The organism is Flavobacterium flabelliforme (assembly GCF_017948675.1).
Classification (GTDB): domain Bacteria; phylum Bacteroidota; class Bacteroidia; order Flavobacteriales; family Flavobacteriaceae; genus Flavobacterium; species Flavobacterium pygoscelis.
In genome coordinates this window covers 146,954-161,770 of sequence record NZ_JAGFBU010000002.1, presented here as the reverse complement: position 1 = coordinate 161,770, position 14,817 = coordinate 146,954, and the positions used below count along the sequence as shown (strand labels likewise).

At 32.3% G+C, this 14,817-nt stretch carries 17 protein-coding genes and 1 tRNA gene; 7 read left to right on the top strand and 11 right to left on the bottom strand.

Annotated features, from left to right (window positions below; genetic code table 11):
- Window positions 1-80: 80 nt before the first annotated feature.
- Complete coding sequence (locus J3S90_RS07060; protein WP_188050099.1) at window positions 81-311, bottom strand: hypothetical protein; 231 nt, start codon at window positions 309-311, stop codon at window positions 81-83.
- A gap of 8 nt (window positions 312-319) precedes the next feature.
- Window positions 320-1,714, bottom strand: a complete 1,395-nt coding sequence (locus J3S90_RS07055) for an MATE family efflux transporter (RefSeq protein WP_210645613.1) — start codon at window positions 1,712-1,714, stop codon at window positions 320-322.
- A 225-nt stretch (window positions 1,715-1,939) separates the two neighbouring features.
- Here J3S90_RS07055 and J3S90_RS07050 point away from each other — a divergent pair, with 225 nt between their 5' ends.
- On the top strand, window positions 1,940-2,458 hold the full coding sequence (locus J3S90_RS07050) for a hypothetical protein (protein ID WP_188050095.1): 519 nt from the start codon (window positions 1,940-1,942) through the stop codon (window positions 2,456-2,458).
- A gap of 51 nt (window positions 2,459-2,509) precedes the next feature.
- On the opposite strand, the gene J3S90_RS07045 is transcribed toward J3S90_RS07050, so the two are convergent.
- Window positions 2,510-3,388 carry a PPK2 family polyphosphate kinase gene (locus tag J3S90_RS07045; RefSeq protein WP_210645612.1) on the bottom strand — a complete coding sequence of 293 codons (879 nt, stop codon included), beginning with the start codon at window positions 3,386-3,388 and terminating at the stop codon, window positions 2,510-2,512.
- Between the two features lie 150 nt (window positions 3,389-3,538).
- On the opposite strand from J3S90_RS07045, the gene J3S90_RS07040 reads away from it, so the two are divergent.
- From J3S90_RS07040 to J3S90_RS07030, 3 genes are all read left to right on the top strand, one after another.
- Window positions 3,539-4,378, top strand: coding sequence for a DUF6929 family protein (locus tag J3S90_RS07040; RefSeq protein WP_210645611.1), 840 nt, complete (start codon window positions 3,539-3,541; stop codon window positions 4,376-4,378).
- 65 nt (window positions 4,379-4,443) lie between these two features.
- Window positions 4,444-6,312: a M61 family metallopeptidase gene (locus J3S90_RS07035; protein ID WP_210645610.1), complete on the top strand. Its 1,869-nt coding sequence runs from the start codon at window positions 4,444-4,446 to the stop codon at window positions 6,310-6,312.
- Window positions 6,313-6,524: 212 nt separating this feature from the next.
- Window positions 6,525-7,235 (top strand): DUF4369 domain-containing protein, encoded by a 711-nt coding sequence (locus J3S90_RS07030; RefSeq protein ID WP_210645609.1) that lies wholly within the window; start codon window positions 6,525-6,527, stop codon window positions 7,233-7,235.
- 151 nt (window positions 7,236-7,386) lie between these two features.
- On the opposite strand, the gene J3S90_RS07025 is transcribed toward J3S90_RS07030, so the two are convergent.
- The 7 genes from J3S90_RS07025 to idi all read right to left on the bottom strand — a co-directional run bounded on the left by J3S90_RS07025 (window position 7,387) and on the right by idi (window position 10,983).
- A complete protein-coding gene (locus J3S90_RS07025; protein ID WP_188050085.1) occupies window positions 7,387-7,842 on the bottom strand; it encodes a hypothetical protein in 456 nt (151 codons plus the stop codon).
- A 122-nt stretch (window positions 7,843-7,964) separates the two neighbouring features.
- Window positions 7,965-8,038, bottom strand: a tRNA-Thr gene (locus J3S90_RS07020).
- Between the two features lie 78 nt (window positions 8,039-8,116).
- Complete coding sequence (locus J3S90_RS07015; protein WP_188050083.1) at window positions 8,117-8,383, bottom strand: hypothetical protein; 267 nt, start codon at window positions 8,381-8,383, stop codon at window positions 8,117-8,119.
- 68 nt (window positions 8,384-8,451) lie between these two features.
- Window positions 8,452-9,414: a type I phosphomannose isomerase catalytic subunit gene (locus J3S90_RS07010; RefSeq protein WP_210645608.1), complete on the bottom strand. Its 963-nt coding sequence runs from the start codon at window positions 9,412-9,414 to the stop codon at window positions 8,452-8,454.
- A 126-nt stretch (window positions 9,415-9,540) separates the two neighbouring features.
- Window positions 9,541-9,999, bottom strand: coding sequence for a peroxiredoxin (locus tag J3S90_RS07005; protein WP_210645607.1), 459 nt, complete (start codon window positions 9,997-9,999; stop codon window positions 9,541-9,543).
- Window positions 9,990-10,409: a 6-pyruvoyl trahydropterin synthase family protein gene (locus J3S90_RS07000; protein ID WP_210645606.1), complete on the bottom strand. Its 420-nt coding sequence runs from the start codon at window positions 10,407-10,409 to the stop codon at window positions 9,990-9,992. Before J3S90_RS07000 ends, J3S90_RS07005 begins: the two co-directional genes overlap by 10 nt.
- Window positions 10,410-10,431: 22 nt before the next feature.
- The gene (gene idi, locus J3S90_RS06995) at window positions 10,432-10,983 is read right to left on the bottom strand and encodes an isopentenyl-diphosphate Delta-isomerase (protein ID WP_210645605.1); all 552 of its coding nucleotides are present in this window, start codon (window positions 10,981-10,983) and stop codon (window positions 10,432-10,434) included.
- Between the two features lie 553 nt (window positions 10,984-11,536).
- On the opposite strand from idi, the gene msrB reads away from it, so the two are divergent.
- Together msrB and msrA are read left to right on the top strand one after the other, a co-directional pair.
- Window positions 11,537-12,097, top strand: a complete 561-nt coding sequence (gene msrB / locus J3S90_RS06990; protein ID WP_210645604.1) for a peptide-methionine (R)-S-oxide reductase MsrB — start codon at window positions 11,537-11,539, stop codon at window positions 12,095-12,097.
- Between the two features lies 1 nt (window position 12,098).
- Window positions 12,099-12,728, top strand: a complete 630-nt coding sequence (msrA, locus tag J3S90_RS06985; RefSeq protein ID WP_210645603.1) for a peptide-methionine (S)-S-oxide reductase MsrA — start codon at window positions 12,099-12,101, stop codon at window positions 12,726-12,728.
- A 94-nt stretch (window positions 12,729-12,822) separates the two neighbouring features.
- Here the strand turns inward: msrA and J3S90_RS06980 are convergent, their stop codons facing one another.
- The gene (locus tag J3S90_RS06980) at window positions 12,823-14,388 is read right to left on the bottom strand and encodes an NAD(P)/FAD-dependent oxidoreductase (protein ID WP_210645602.1); all 1,566 of its coding nucleotides are present in this window, start codon (window positions 14,386-14,388) and stop codon (window positions 12,823-12,825) included.
- A 170-nt stretch (window positions 14,389-14,558) separates the two neighbouring features.
- Here J3S90_RS06980 and J3S90_RS06975 point away from each other — a divergent pair, with 170 nt between their 5' ends.
- Window positions 14,559-14,798: a hypothetical protein gene (locus J3S90_RS06975; RefSeq protein ID WP_210645601.1), complete on the top strand. Its 240-nt coding sequence runs from the start codon at window positions 14,559-14,561 to the stop codon at window positions 14,796-14,798.
- Window positions 14,799-14,817 lie beyond the last annotated feature (19 nt).

Here is a 14,817-nt window from a genome sequence, read left to right as displayed (position 1 = left end):
CACTCCAATTCCTCAGACTTCATTTTGTTCATAATCAGCTTTTTACATTATTTTTGATATACTAATTTGTTTAGTAAAAACTATTCTTTTTCGTAGCGCTCCATTTCACGATCGTAAAAATCATTTGCAAGAACAATTAATCCTTCCATTTCTGCATTTAATTCTCCTTCATCTAGATCTTCAGCCTCTTCAATAAACTCTACCTCATCGTCTTTCAAATTGATTATAAATCTTGGATAATCGAGATGTATTATAAAAATGTCTTCTGGGAAGTCAGTATTGTCACCTAGTAAAAATTTTGGTAATTCCATAATATATTTTATTTATTAATGTCTTTAAATTGTCCTTCTAAAATTAATTTTTTTGTTAGTCTTGCAAAGCGAATATACAAAAATATAGCCGCAGCTGTAAGTCCAGCCGAAAGTCCAATCCAAATACCGATGGCTTTCAAATCAGTGTACAATCCTAAGTAAATTGAAATTGGAAATCCGATAACCCAATAAGCAACGAAAGTAATGTACATAGGCATTTTTACATCTTGCAAACCCCTTAACGCTCCTAAAACAACCACTTGTATTCCGTCAGAAATTTGAAAAAATGCAGCAACAAATAATAGTTGCGAAGCGATTAAAATAACTTCTTTGGTTTCTACAATATGCTTGATATCATTGACATCAACGAAAATTCTAGGTAAATATTGGTAAAAAACAATAAAGATAACAGCAAAAACAATTTCTAAGAGTATGGCTAGTAAAAATATGGAGCGTGCTACGAGTTGTAATTTCACATAATCCATTAATCCTTTTTGGTTTCCTACTCTAATCATTACAGCAACACTCAAACCCATTGCAAACATAAAAGTTAGAGAGGCTAAACTTAGCGCTATCTGATTCGCGGCTTGGCTAGTCGTACCTAGAAGTCCTGAAAGCCAAATAGCTCCTGTAAACAAAGCTACCTCAAAAAACATTTGCATAGAAGACGGTAAGCCTAAATTAATAATCTTATTCAGCATTTTTTTCTTAATCTCTTTAAAACTGAAATTTTCAAAATAAGGATGAAATTTTGGTTTTCTAATCAAACTATAATGCATATAAACCAACATTACGATACGAGAAACAATGGTACCAATTCCGGCTCCAACAATTCCCATTTTAGGAAAAATCCAAATACCATAAATTAAAAAATAATTGATCACCACATTGACTACATTACCTATAATAGTGGCCCACATAGAATATTTTGTCTCCGACTTACCATCAGCAAATTGCTTGTAGGCTTGGTAAATTATCAAAGGGACTAGAGAAAAAGCAACAATATCAAGATAAGGTTTGGCCATTTCGACCACAATATCCGGCTGACCCATCAAGGAAATCAAAGGTTTAAAAAAGAAAATAATCAAGAATAAAGTAAATCCTAAGATCGTACATAAAAACAATCCGTGATGAAAAACACTCCTTCCTTCTTCTATATCATTTTTACCATCCGCTTCTGCTGCCAATGGCGTAATCGCAGTAGAGAAACCAATGCCTAATGATAAGGCTATAAAAACAAAACTATTTCCTAAAGAAACCGCTGCTAGTTCTGTTGGACCTAATTTTCCAACCATTATATTATCAACAATACCAACAATGGTATGTCCTAGCATTCCTAAAATAATAGGATACGCTAATTTTAAATTATAAGAAAACTCTTTGGTGTACTGGGATAAATTCACTTGCTTTTTTTTAAAGTCGACAAAGGTAAGCAGAAGCAATGAATTGTATCGATACAATTGAAAATATAAGCTACTATTTTAAAAATTATCTCATCCAAACAAGTAATTCTATAACAAAGGCTTCAAATTGTATAACTATTTCGAGCACTAACAATTTTACATTTGTACCGTTGTGTTTGACACACTAAAATAAAAAAATTAGAATAAAATTTAAAAAGAACAATTATGAAAATTTCAGGAAAAATTAAAATCGCAGTAGCATTTACAATGGCAGTAATGTTTTCAAATCAAACTCAAGCTCAAGAAACTAATAAATTAGAAAATTACGATCAAGGTTTCCGTTTAGGTGTTGGTCTTAACGCTGGTGTACCTACAAACGAAGATGTTTACAACTATTCAATAGGTGGAGATGTAAGACTTCAGTACGACTTAACAAAAAGATATTCAGCAACATTAACTACAGGTTTTACAAACTTATTCATCAATGATGGTGTAAAAGATCTTGGATTTATTCCTGTAAAGTTAGGATTTAAAGCTTTCGTATGGGAAGATCAATTTTATGTATTAGGTGAAGTTGGTGGTGGTATTGCTGTAACTAACGGATACAAACAAGACACTTACTTATGGTCTCCAGGAGTTGGATTTGCTGGAAAAGATATTGATGTAAGTTTGCGTTATGAATCATACACAGAGTATGACACGAATCAAATTGCTTTACGTATCGCTTATGGTTTTAAACTATAATCTATTTTTGATTAAAAAAAAATGCGCTGATCTCAGCGCATTTTTTTTTGTTTATTCTTTATCTAACATTTCTTTGTAAACGGCTATGTTTGCTCGTATTTTATCATCCATTTCGGGCTCTTTAATATCGGTATATTTTTGCATTTCTTCCCAAATAATTTTTCCTACAATGTAACGCGCCATTTCTTTATCATCAGCTGGAATTACATACCAAGGTGCCTCTTTAGTTGCGGTTTTATTTATTGCTTCTTCATAATACTCCATATATTCCTCCCAGTGTTCTCTTTCTTTTAGATCACCAGTCGAGAACTTCCAATTGTGTTTCCCTTCTTCTAAACGTCGCAACAATCGTTGTCTTTGCTCTTCCTTACTTAAATGCATAAAGAATTTCAGAACTATAATTCCGTTTTGAGTAATGTGCTTTTCAAAATTTCTAATTTGCTCCATTCTATTTTCCCAAAACTCGGGTGTAATGTCTTCTACCTTTTCTATTCCAGGCAAATTCTCATTCAGGATATATTCTGGATGAACACGTGTTACTAAAACATTCTCATAATGAGTTCTATTAAAAATCGCAAATTTTCCCTTTTCAGGTAAAGCTAAATAGTGTCGCCATAAATAGTCATGTTCTAGTTCAGTAGAATTTGGAGTTTTAAAACTACTAACCACAACTCCTCGTGAATTAAACCCTTTAAAAACTTCGCGTATCAAACTGTCTTTTCCAGAAGTGTCCATTCCTTGCAAGCAAATCAGTACACCATATCTATTGTGCGCGTACATAACGTCCTGCAATTCGCTTAACTTGGCAGTTATTTTCTCTAATTTATTTTCTTTTTTTTCATCGCTAGCACCAACTTCTAGATTAGTTGGTAGTGCAGACAATTTAATCTTGTCAACCACTTTAAAATCATCTGGATTTATAGATTTCATAGGAAATAATTTATCTTTATAAACTCAAATATAGCAAATTTTAAGGAGCTTTTTCCTGCTGTACGCTATATCTTTTGCTTCGCCAAAAAGGCTAAAGCAAAAGGATACCGCTGCCATCAGGGCTAAGAACCCATTTTCAAAACTGTACCAATGGAAAAATTTAAAATCGATTTATTATTTCAAATCATCGGAATTGGCTCTGCTTCTGGACTTATATACAAAAACAATACACTCTGGATTATTGGTGACAATAGTGGTTTTCTTTACGAATACAATATAAATTCAAACGAATTAAATCGGCATCCATTAATCGAAAATCCAACTGAAAATATTCCTAAAAAAGACAAACCCGATTTTGAATCTATCACCAACCAGGATGATAACCTCTATATTTTTGGTTCAGGATCGACTGACAAAAGAAATAAAAACATACAAATAGATTGGACTACTAAAAAGATAATAGCAACCAACGATCTCTCTAATTTATATAAACTGATGCAAAGCGTTGGTAAAATAAATCCCGAAGATTTTAATCTTGAAGGCGCTATTTACGATGGTAAAACTTGGTATTTTTTCAATCGAGGAAATGGAAGCGCTGCCAAAAATGTACTTTTTACCATTAAAGGAGAAAGTATAACGAAACCATCTAGCATTCTTTCAAACGAATATAGCCTTCCAAAAATAAAAGGTGTTCACACGAGTTTTACAGATGCAGTACTAGTGGAAAACAGCATCTATTTTTTGGCAACAGCCGAAGACACAGTTTCTACTTATGAAGACAGTGAAGTATTAGGCAGTATTATAGGAAGCATCGACCTGACAACCATGAAAATAAAATTCACAAAAAAAATTAGCAACACTAATAAATTTGAAGGATTAACGTTGTACAGTCATTCGAGTACTAAAATTGAATTTTTACTCTGCGAGGATAAAGACACAGCCATTTTAGAAACAGCCATTTATAAATTAACACTTTTTCTACAAAAGTAAAAATAAGACCTATTGTAACAATTAAAAAAGGAATAAGACTAACTAATAAAATCAACACTTAAAAGATGAAAAAAATATTTTTTGCATTAGCATTCGCCTCCTTTTTTTGGAGTTGTAAAACTGGAGGAACTGCCGTTACAGATACTAAATCTGCTACAGAAACCGTTGCCGTTTCTATTAACTTAAACGACATTAAAGACGACAAAGTAATGGTTGTCGTTACCTCACCAAAAATAACAACCGATGAAGTAACGTACAGCATCCCTAAAATTGTTCCAGGAACCTACTCTATTGATGATTATGGCAAATACATCGAGAACTTTAAAGCTTTTGACAGTAAAGGAAATATCCTTACTACAACTAAAGTTGACGATAATACATGGAGCATTAAAAATGCTAAAGCAATTGCTAAAGTAACTTATTTAGTAAATGACACCTTTGATACCGAAAAAGGAAGCGGATTCGGAAATAACGATATTTTTTCTCCAGCAGGAACAAACATCGATGCAGGCAAAAATTTTATGCTAAACATGCATGGTTTTGTAGGTTATTTTAAAGATAAAAAAGACCTTCCTTATCACGTAACTATTTCACATCCAGAAACACTTTGGGGCGCAACTTCTATGACTGATCTTGATGCAAGCAAAACAAATGATCTTTTTGTTACATCGCGTTATGCTGAATTAGTAGAGAACCCTATAATGTATGCAAAACCAGATTATACAACTTTTACTATTGATGGCATGGAAATCCTTATTGGAGTTTATTCTCCTACAGGAATTGTAACTGCTGAAAGCATCACTCCAGAAATGAAGACTATGATGACGGCTCAGAAAACGTTTCTAGGTAAAGTAAATGCTACTAAAAAATACAGTGTTTTATTGTACTTATCTACAATGACTCCAGATGACGCTAAAGGTTTTGGCGCACTAGAACATCCTACCGCAACAACAGTAGTTTTACCAGAAATGATGCCAAAAGAAGAATTGGTAAAGTCGATGATAGATGTAGTGTCACACGAATTTTTTCATATTGTTACTCCATTATCGATTCATTCTAAAGAGATTCATAATTTTGATTATAATGCCCCAAAAATGTCAGAACATTTATGGATGTATGAAGGAGTTACAGAATATTTTGCTAATTTATTCCAAATCAATCAAGGCTTAATTTCTGAAGAAGATTTCTTGACTAGAATAGCAGAAAAAATAGCTCATGCAAATGCAATGAATGACACAATGCCGTTCACGACAATGAGTGCGAATGTTTTGAAAGAACCTTACAAAGCTCAATATTTAAATGTATACGAAAAAGGGGCTCTTATTGGGATGTGTCTGGATATTATTATCCGAGAAAAAAGTAATGGCGAAAGAGGGATTCTTGATTTGATGCAGAAATTATCTAATGAATACGGACCATCAAAACCATTTAATGACAACCAACTTTTTGCTAAAATAACTGCGCTAACCTATCCTGAAGTGGGAACATTCCTAACAACATATGTATCTGGAAGCACTCCTATTCCTTATGATATCTATTTAGCCAAAGTAGGTATTACAAAATCTATCACAAAAACAGCAGCCAATGTTTTCTTAAAAGGACAAGTTCCTTATATAGCTGTTGATCAAAAAACAAAAGAAATCAGTGTGAAACCAAATATTGAACTCAATGATTTTTATAAAAATTTAGATTTAAAAGGCGGAGATATTATTGTATCTATTAACAACAAACCTTACTCACTTACGAATATTTATGATATGATCACTAGCAGCCAAAACTGGAAAGAAAACGATGCGATCACTATCAAAATAAAAAGAAACGGCGTAGAAAAAGTAATCAAAGGGAAAGTAAAGCTTCCTTACGAACAAAAAGAAGGCCTTAACGCGTCTGATGCAACAAAAAAAGCTTTAAAAGAAGCTTGGTTAAAAGGATAAATTATAAAAAAGTATATCAAATCCCAATTTAGAAATAGATTGGGATTTTTTTTGTGAAATTTGATACTATTACCAACATCTTTCCAACAATTTTCTTTATTTTGCGGCAAAATTTAAACCGCTAAGAAATCGTCAAGATTGATCTTGAAGCCTCAAGGAATATCATAAAATGGCGAAATCGTGTTCCAAATAAAACCAAATTTAAACTTAACATGAAAAAATCGATTATTGCGCTCGTTACACTATCATTATTATTCGCTTGTGCTAAAAATGAGCCTAAAGGGAATTTACACATTACAGGGAATATCAAAGGATTAAAAAAAGGAACGTTGTATATCAAGCGAATTGTAGATACTACTTTAGTAGTCTTAGACTCAATTAATATTGACGGCACTTCTACTTTTGAAAGTAATTTAGATCTAAAATCTCCTGAAATGTTATACATGTCTCTCGATCGTGGTACCACTAATTCATTAGATAACAATATTCCTTTCTTTGCCGAGCCTGGAAATATGACGATAGAAACCACTTTAGATCGTTATTTATTTGATGCTAAAGTTACCGGATCAAAAAACAATGAAATATTTGAAGAGTATAAAAAAATTAATAATAGTTTCACAGACAAGAATCTTTCTATGATTGAGGCTAGATTTAAAGCTATTAAAATTCAGAATCTAAAAGCCGCAGATAGTATCACTACCCTTCAAGATGCCAATCTTAAAAGAAAGTATTTGTTTGCAGCAAATTTTGCATTAAACAATAGAGATTACGAAGTAGCTCCTTATATCGCACTATCGGAGATTTACGATATTAATGTAAAGTATTTAGATACAATTCAGAAAGCAATGTCTCCAAAAGTAGCACAATCGCTTTACGGAAAAAAACTAACAGAATATGTCGCACATTCAAAACGTCAAAAATAATTTATTTGATTCTTAAAAATAATTTATAAAAAAACCATCTTGCTATAACAAGATGGTTTTTTAGTTTTAAGCTCTTAATGTTTCAAAAGATCAATTAGAAAACTATACTAAAATGGTAATTCTATTGCTATTGAAATACTATTAATGATTATTATTTGCTAAGTGCAGCAATAAACATACCTACAAAAATTAATAGATAAAGTGAAAAAATGATTACTGTCATTATTCCAATAAACTTATAATGTGATTTCAAATACCCAAAAGAAGTAGCTAAAGTTTCAGAATCATTATTCTTCAATGCTAGTTTAGCGTTAGAAGCAAATTTATTTAAATAATATACCGGAAAGAAGTAGATTGCCGCAATTATCAAATAAATAACAGTAATCATAATCCCAAAGGAAGCACCCATCATTCCTACAGCAGGATTAATTTTTGCCATTGCTGCAAATAGCGTACCCGCGAATAATGCTATTACCACTAAGAAAGCAATCCCTATATATCCTATAATAGATAAGAAATAAGCCCACTTAGCTGTTTCCTTTAAAAAGTCTTTAGCAGACACGTTTAATTTCATTTCGAAACTTTCAATTACTGAATTCTCTTCCATAATTTATTTTATTTGGTTAAGCGCCAAATTTAACAAAAAAACTATGACAAACTATTAAACTGAAAAAAAAATCGAAATAAAACAAAAAACCACTTAACTTTCGTTAAGTGGTTTTATTTAAGAGCCGGCGGAGGGACTCGAACCCACGACCTGCTGATTACAAATCAGCTGCTCTAGCCAACTGAGCTACGCTGGCGACTCATTACGGGTGCAAATATAAGACTGAATTTCTTTTTTCCAAAACAAAATCGAACTTTTTTTTGCTTTTTTTTTACTACAATTCGTTGATTTTAGCAATCAATTGATTAGCAGTTTGTTCCAATTCAACATTGATTTGTTTGAAGTGAGATTTTTTATCTTCAACCTTTTTTGCGTTCACTTTTGTGATCAAAACATCAAAAGCAGCAATTGCTTCGTCAATTAAAGCATTAGTTTCTGTAGTCGGTTTTCCTGTAGTAGAAATTTCGAATAAGTAAACTGCTTCAATAATATCTCCTAAAACGTAGTTGATGTCTTTTTTTAAATTTTTAACGTTTGCCATTTTTATTTTTTTAAAATTTGAATTTTAATTTGCGTCTGCAAAAGTACACATAATCTTTCTATTACCGACTATGAAATGTAAATTTCTAAAATAGAAGCTTTTCCATTGAGAATGAATTCATTCATAGCAGCAGGAATCAAAATGGTGTCTCCTTTTTTATATTGTAGTTTAATGTGATCCTTTTCAATTTCAAAAAATCCCTCAACACACATATATACAGTAAAAGTTTCTGCTAATTTCACAACTTCCATTGTTCCGTCAAGCGATATAAAATTTGTGGTAAAGTAAGGACAATCTACTACCACATTAGATTCATTGGTGTTTTTAGTAAATTCTTTTTTGGTTTGTACTTTTTTATAGTTTATTGCTTCTAAAGCTAAGTCAACATGTAGTTCTCTTAAAAATCCTTTATCGTCTACTCTATCAAAATCATACAAACGATAGGTTATATCAGATGTTTGCTGAATTTCTGCCAACAATAAACCCGCTCCTATAGAATGAACAGTTCCGCTTTCTATGAAATAAGCATCACCAGACTTTACGTTTACCTCATCTAAAATTGAAAGTAATGTTTTATTTTTGAGATTTTCTAAATAGGTATTAGAGTTAGAATCTTCTTTAAAACCTACAATAATACGCGCCTCTTTATCTGCTTGAATTACGTACCACATTTCAGTTTTACCAAAAGAATTGTGTCGTTTTTGCGCTAAACTATTATTAGGATGAACTTGGATTGACAAATCCTCGCGAGCATCAAGGTATTTAAAAAGTAACGGAAATTCAATACCAAAACGTTCGTAAACTGCCGTACCTAAAATTTCCTTTGGGTATTCTTTAATTAAATCTATAAAAGATTTTCCTTTCCAGATTCCATTTGAGATAACACTAACATCTTCTTTTACGGTAGAAATCTCCCAGCTTTCGCCGATAGTGCTTGAAGTAAATGATTTATGAAGTACTGATTTTAATTGCTCTCCGCCCCAAATTCTTTCTTTAAAAATAGGCTCAAATTGTAAGGGATAAAATTTCATGTTATTTTATTATAATGCAAAGATGCAAAATCAATCTTAAATTCAACCAATACTATTTGATTCAATTATTATAAATCGAATAAGTTCGAGAAAGCTTTAGCGTTCAATATTGCTAATACATTATATCTAGGATACTAATTTTTTGATCGCTGTTAACGCCTTAGGAATGTGTTTTGCGGCTAACATACTATCAAAAATCATTTGAATAATTCCGTCCTTATCGGTAACATAAGTAACTCTTCCTGGCAACAAACCAAACATCCCAGAAGGAACACCAAATGATTTTCTTATTTTCTTATCTAAATCAGACAAAAGAATAAACGGCAATTTGTATTGACTACTAAATTTTTGATGGGAAGCTGAACTATCACTGCTGATTCCTATAACCTCAGCACCTAGGTCTTTAAAATCTTCGTATTGATCTCTAAAACTACAGGCCTGAGTAGTACATCCTGGCGTATTATCTTTTGGATAAAAATAAATAACTAAAGGTTTTTGACCAACTATAGAATTACTATCAAAATCTACTCCATTCGCATCTTTTGCTGTAAAATGCGGAATTTTATCTCCTACTTTTAATTCCATTGTTCTCCTTTATACGTTACGAAATTACGAGGAGTTTCATAAAGAACTACTTCTAAATCAAACTCTGGTTTTATTTTTTTTCTAATTTTATCCCAAATTACAACTACTATATTTTCAGCAGTAGGGTTTAAATCCTTAAATTCTGGAACATCAAGATTTAGATTTTTATGGTCAAATTGATTTTCAACATCTTCTTTGATTATATCGCTCAAAAATTTGACATCCATAACATAACCCGTTTCAGGATCTATAGCACCTGTTACACTAACGATCAATTCGTAGTTATGTCCATGAAAATTAGGATTATTACATTTACCAAACACAGCATCATTTTGTTCGAAAGTCCAATCTTTCCTGTGTAATCTATGTGCCGCGTTAAAGTGTGCTTTTCTTGAAATAGTAACTTTCATATTATAGAATAAATTAGCTGTTTTAGAATCTTTCTTCTATTGACAAAGGACTTTTATTTTCTTCTAGAAAATGATAAAACTCGTCAAAAATAATTTTAAACCAAACGGTGTATAATTCAGGATGAGTCAACATATCTGTTTTAACCTCTTCAATTTTCATCCATTTCCAGTTTTCTACTTCTTCAGGATTAACTACAGGAGCATCATTATAATAGCCAATCATGACATGATCTAATTCGTGCTCGGTTAAACCATTATCAAAAGGAGCTTTGTAAATAAAATGAAAAAGCTCTTTAAGTTCTGTCTTAAAACCCATTTCTTCAAACAAACGTCTGCTTCCTGCTTGAATATTTGTTTCCCCATCGCGTTGATGACTGCAACAGGTATTTGTCCACAATAAAGGAGAATGATATTTTTGATGTGCACGTTGCTGCAACATGATTTCGTTTTTACTATTCAATACAAAAACAGAAAAGGCACGATGCAAAACTGCTTTTTCATGCGCCTCAAGCTTAGGCATTAATCCTATTTGCTCATCATTTTCATTAACTAAGATTACGTTTTCTTCTGTCATATAAATGTATTTCCTGCCAAAAATACAAAAAAGAAAATTAGGGATCTAGGCTTTAACGTTCTGTTTCATTTTGTTCAAGTTGAACAAATATTTCATTCAATTAATTCTCGAATTATCCCATACTTCTTAAAACTAAATCTATTATAAAACACACAACAAATTAAATTTGCCGCAACAACAACTGCATCATGACACGAATTGAAAAACAGTACTATTACCTATTAAATTAGAAGATTAATTTAAAGTACCATTTTCTAAAAAATCTAAATATCCTACCATTTTTGAGATTAATAGAAACCATAATAATATCAATAAGAGTAAAACAGTTCTACAACAACTACTTTTTTATTATTTCTAAAACCAAAACAAGTCTTTAGACGTAAATAGAAATAGTTAAACCTTACTTAAATCATTATTAAATTACAAAGCGAGAGGGTTATAAAAACCGAGCAAGGCTTTACATTTGTATTAAAGTAAGCGTTAGCACGAATGAATTCTAAAACAAATACTAGAGATAAACTCTGCTAATTTTAAAATCAACAATACAATAATTATGAAAACAATAACCCATTTTTTAAGTCTCTTATTTTTGCTTCCTTTATTCATGTTCACTGCTTGTGGCCAAACATCTGCAAAGCAAAAAGATATAAAAAAAAGTATAACTATGGAAAATACGATCAAAAAACCAGGAAACCCTTATTATTCTAACACGGATACAACGCAACTAAAAGTTACGGATGCCGAATGGAAAAAAGTTTTACCAGAAGACGTTTATGAAGTATCGCGCAATGCCGATACAGAAAGACCATTTACTGGAAAATATTGGAACACTGATGATAAAGGAACTTATTATTGCGCAGCTTGTGGCAACAAATTATTTCGCTCTGGCGCAAAATTCTCTAGCACTTGTGGGTGGCCAAGTTTCTTTGAGCAAGAAAACAGAAATAGTGTGGTTTTTAAAAATGACAATTCCTTAGGAATGCAAAGAACAGAAGTGCTTTGCGGAAGATGCCACGGACATTTAGGTCACCTATTTGATGACGGACCGGAACCAACCGGAAAAAGATATTGCATGAACTCTATTGCACTTGACTTTGTACCTGATTCTAAATAATATGAAAAAGCTATTACTAGTATTTGTGCTTGCGAGCTCAAGTTTGTTTGCACAGAAAAATAACTCCGATAAAAACACAAAACAATCTTCTATTGAAACCATTACTTTAGCTGGTGGTTGCTATTGGTGTGTTGAAGCTATTTATGAAAACTTAGATGGAGTGAAATCAGTTGTTTCAGGATATGCGGGAGGAACAACTGTAAATCCAACTTACGAAGAAGTATGTACTGGAAAAACGGGTCATGCAGAAGTTGTACAAATTACCTTTGATAAAAACACCACTAATTTAGATGAAATTTTCAATGTTTTTTTCACAGTACACGATCCAACAACACTCAATCGTCAAGGTGCTGATGTAGGAACTCAATATCGATCTGCTATTTTTTATAAAAACGAAGAACAAAAACTTGCAGCTCAATCTATAATAAATGCACTCAAAAAAGCAAAAGTTTACGATAGTCCCATTGTAACCACATTAGAACCTTTGAAACAATTTTACAAAGCAGAAAATTATCAACAAAACTATTATGCTAATAATAAAAGTGAGCCTTATTGCAAATTAGTGATACAGCCTAAAATAGAGAAATTTGAAAAATTATTCAAAGATCGATTAAAAAACAAAAAGAAATAAACGAATAAAACCGTCTCACAAAACAGTAAGACGGTTTTTTTATACTTTTTATTTAACAAATTTACTTTTAAAAGAAATTCGTTTTTAGTTAATTCTATTGTTTCTTTAAAGTGGCAGCAATCATTAAAGCGCATTTTTCACCATCTATAGCCGCTGATATGATACCGCCAGCATAACCTGCTCCTTCTCCACACGGATATAACCCCTTTATTTGTAAATGTTCATACGAATAAATATCTCTTGGGATACGCACCGGTGATGAAGTTCTAGATTCTGGCGCATGAAGAACGGCGTCGTTTGTAAGATATCCACGCATTGATTTGCCAAATTCTGTAAAGCCTTCTCTTAAAATTTGAGTTAAAAAACCAGGAAAAACTTGTCCCATTTCTATAGATGTAGTTCCAGGAACGTATGATGTTTTGGGTATATCTGAAGACACTCGGTTTTGAGTAAAATCGATCATTCGTTGTGCTGGTACTTTTTGAGTTTCCCCGGCTAAATGCCATGCTTTTTGCTCAATACTTTTTTGGAATTCCATTCCAGCCAGAGCACCAAATTTAGCAAAAGGTTTAAAATCTTCTAATTTTAATTCGATTACAATTCCGGAATTAGCCGTAACCTGATCTCGTTTAGACGGAGACCAACCATTCGTAACTACTTCACCCTTACTTGTTGCACAAGGCGCTATAACACCACCTGGACACATACAAAAAGAATACATCCCACGACCATTAACCTGCTTCACAATAGAATATGGAGCTGGAGGCAAATGCTCGCCACGATAATCACAACTGTACTGAATACTATCAATCAAGGATTGTGGATGCTCCGCTCTTACTCCCAATGCAAAAGGTTTTGCTTCTATGAATACTTTCTTTTTATCTAATAATTCATAAATATCACGAGCGGAATGTCCCGTTGCAAGAATTAATTTATTAGCCAGAATAGTTTCTCCTTTGTGAGTAACTATTCCTTGAACTTCATTATTTTTAATTAAAATATCTGTTAACTTAGTTTCGAATAAAACTTGCCCACCAAATTCAATAATTTTCTCTCGAATATCCTGAATAATTTGAGGTAACTTATTGGTTCCAATGTGCGGATGTGCGTCTACTAGAATATCTGGAGTAGCACCAAAAGCTACAAACAATTCCAAAATTCGGGTGACATCACCTCGTTTTTTAGAGCGCGTATATAGTTTTCCATCAGAATAGGTACCTGCGCCACCTTCACCAAAACAATAATTAGAATCTTCGTTTACCACATGATCTACATTAATAGCTTTTAGATCACGACGGCGACCGCGAACCTCTTTACCTCGTTCAATTACAACTGGCTTAAGCCCAAGTTCTATTAACTGTAAAGCAGCAAATAATCCAGCTGGACCTGCTCCAACAACGATTACTTCTTGCGCATTAGAAACATTTTTATAATCAGGAAGCCTAAATTCAGTTTCATGAAAAGGTTCTCCTTTTAAATAAACCGATACTTTTAAATTTATTTTTATAGATTTCTGACGTGCGTCTACGGAACGCTTCAAAATAGAGACATGCTGAATTTCATTGACCGAAACTTTAATATGTTTCGCCAAATAGTCTTTTAGCAACAATTCGTTGGCTGCTATTTCGGGAGTAACTTGTAAAAGAAGTTCTTGTGGCATTTTTTATTTTTTAATCTTTATTTTCTCAATCAGTTTATTCAAATATTGAAAACAAAGTACAAAAGTAGTATTTTGAAGTGAAATTAGTTATTGAATGAGAAATGCTTTTTTAAAATAGACTTTGTAACTTTGGCAATTAAAACATAACAACTTATATAATTTCTATAAATATGTCTCGAAAAATAAAATTAATTTGGGATTTCCGTGGACCTGCTTCCTCAAAAACAGCTGAGCACCATGAAATTCATTTAAAAGAATACATCGCCATTGAAAAATTTCCGTTAGATATTACGGGTTTTGAAATAATCAGCGAAATGTTTGCTATTGCCTTTATGGTAGTAAATGAAGAAAATATGATTGCTGTTCGTGACACTTTGAAACCACATCGAGGAGAAGTTTATGAAGGATAATATCCAATAAAAAAGAACC

Excerpts from the sequence above, each read along its gene's own strand:
- J3S90_RS07060 (WP_188050099.1), bottom strand. The coding sequence starts at position 311 with ATGGAATTACCAAAATTTTTACTAGGTGACAATACTGACTTCCCAGAA.
- J3S90_RS07050 (WP_188050095.1), top strand. The coding sequence starts at position 1,940 with ATGAAAATTTCAGGAAAAATTAAAATCGCAGTAGCATTTACAATGGCA.
- J3S90_RS07045 (WP_210645612.1), bottom strand. The coding sequence starts at position 3,388 with ATGAAATCTATAAATCCAGATGATTTTAAAGTGGTTGACAAGATTAAA.
- J3S90_RS07040 (WP_210645611.1), top strand. The coding sequence starts at position 3,539 with ATGGAAAAATTTAAAATCGATTTATTATTTCAAATCATCGGAATTGGC.
- J3S90_RS07035 (WP_210645610.1), top strand. The coding sequence starts at position 4,444 with ATGAAAAAAATATTTTTTGCATTAGCATTCGCCTCCTTTTTTTGGAGT.
- J3S90_RS07030 (WP_210645609.1), top strand. The coding sequence starts at position 6,525 with ATGAAAAAATCGATTATTGCGCTCGTTACACTATCATTATTATTCGCT.
- J3S90_RS07025 (WP_188050085.1), bottom strand. The coding sequence starts at position 7,842 with ATGGAAGAGAATTCAGTAATTGAAAGTTTCGAAATGAAATTAAACGTG.
- J3S90_RS07015 (WP_188050083.1), bottom strand. The coding sequence starts at position 8,383 with ATGGCAAACGTTAAAAATTTAAAAAAAGACATCAACTACGTTTTAGGA.
- J3S90_RS07010 (WP_210645608.1), bottom strand. The coding sequence starts at position 9,414 with ATGAAATTTTATCCCTTACAATTTGAGCCTATTTTTAAAGAAAGAATT.
- J3S90_RS07005 (WP_210645607.1), bottom strand. The coding sequence starts at position 9,999 with ATGGAATTAAAAGTAGGAGATAAAATTCCGCATTTTACAGCAAAAGAT.
- J3S90_RS07000 (WP_210645606.1), bottom strand. The coding sequence starts at position 10,409 with ATGAAAGTTACTATTTCAAGAAAAGCACACTTTAACGCGGCACATAGA.
- idi (WP_210645605.1), bottom strand. The coding sequence starts at position 10,983 with ATGACAGAAGAAAACGTAATCTTAGTTAATGAAAATGATGAGCAAATA.
- msrB (WP_210645604.1), top strand. The coding sequence starts at position 11,537 with ATGAAAACAATAACCCATTTTTTAAGTCTCTTATTTTTGCTTCCTTTA.
- msrA (WP_210645603.1), top strand. The coding sequence starts at position 12,099 with ATGAAAAAGCTATTACTAGTATTTGTGCTTGCGAGCTCAAGTTTGTTT.
- J3S90_RS06980 (WP_210645602.1), bottom strand. The coding sequence starts at position 14,388 with ATGCCACAAGAACTTCTTTTACAAGTTACTCCCGAAATAGCAGCCAAC.
- J3S90_RS06975 (WP_210645601.1), top strand. The coding sequence starts at position 14,559 with ATGTCTCGAAAAATAAAATTAATTTGGGATTTCCGTGGACCTGCTTCC.